The following is an 814-nucleotide window of genomic DNA, read 5'->3' as shown; positions in this document are numbered from 1 at the left end:
AATTCCTTCTAATGCATTTGCTGTCCTTTCTTGTGATTCATTAGAACGTTGTAAATGCGTCATTAATGCTTTTTCCCGCTCTTTTGATTCATCACGATGCGATTGAAAATGTAGCGTCCAGCAATCAATACCGCGCTTATTAATATGATTGATAAGTAAATCCACGGATTTAAACTATTGGCCACTTTTTCAGCTATACCTGTCCCTGTTATTACTAAAAGCTCCACTGCCCTCAACTCTACATAAAAAATAACATTGCTCGGCACAGCATTACTTAGGTCTTGTTTTATAAAAATTGCCCTCCACGATTACCGTGGAAGGCATTAAAATTAACCTTAACTATGTTACGTTTAATTCGTTCAAGAATATACCCCACCTAATTATAGGTGAGGTAAAATCGATTACTTCCCAATTGTAATTGTAAAAGTAACGATTATTTTTTGACCATTTGAACCTGTTAATTCTAAATCAAATGTACCAGATTGACCAACACTATATCCTGTACCGATAGATATAGCTTTGTATGAGCCAGTAAACGTTACGTTTTTCCCTACTAAAGCCCCCGTTAAGTTGGAGATTTCACCAATAGAAAAGCTTCCATTATAGACAGAAGTTTCAATTAGGTTACTATCATCATCCTCGAGGTAAAAAGGAGCATACATATATGCAAAGTTTCCACCGTTATTAGCCTCATATTCTGTAAGATTAAAAGAAGCTGCAAGAGGTGTTATGTCGCTATTCTCGTTTTATACCCTTTTATAACACGGTTTTATAACGAGCCTTCACCGTACAGGCGACTTTCATCGCATACGGC

The 814-nt window shown here is 36.5% G+C and carries 1 protein-coding gene; it reads right to left on the bottom strand.

What is annotated here, in order from left to right; translation table 11 throughout:
* Positions 1–401: 401 nt before the first annotated feature.
* Positions 402–662, bottom strand: a complete 261-nt coding sequence (locus CD31_RS00145) for a hypothetical protein (protein ID WP_036074770.1) — start codon at positions 660–662, stop codon at positions 402–404.
* Positions 663–814 lie beyond the last annotated feature (152 nt).

Source organism: Lysinibacillus boronitolerans JCM 21713 = 10a = NBRC 103108, assembly GCF_000772935.1.
Lineage (GTDB): Bacteria > Bacillota > Bacilli > Bacillales_A > Planococcaceae > Lysinibacillus > Lysinibacillus boronitolerans.
Note: the sequence above shows the minus strand (reverse complement) of the source record. Positions and strands in the feature narration are given on the sequence as shown.

Coding starts and splice junctions, on each gene's coding strand:
- CD31_RS00145 (WP_036074770.1), bottom strand. CDS start 662: ATGTATGCTCCTTTTTACCTCGAGGATGATGATAGTAACCTAATTGAA.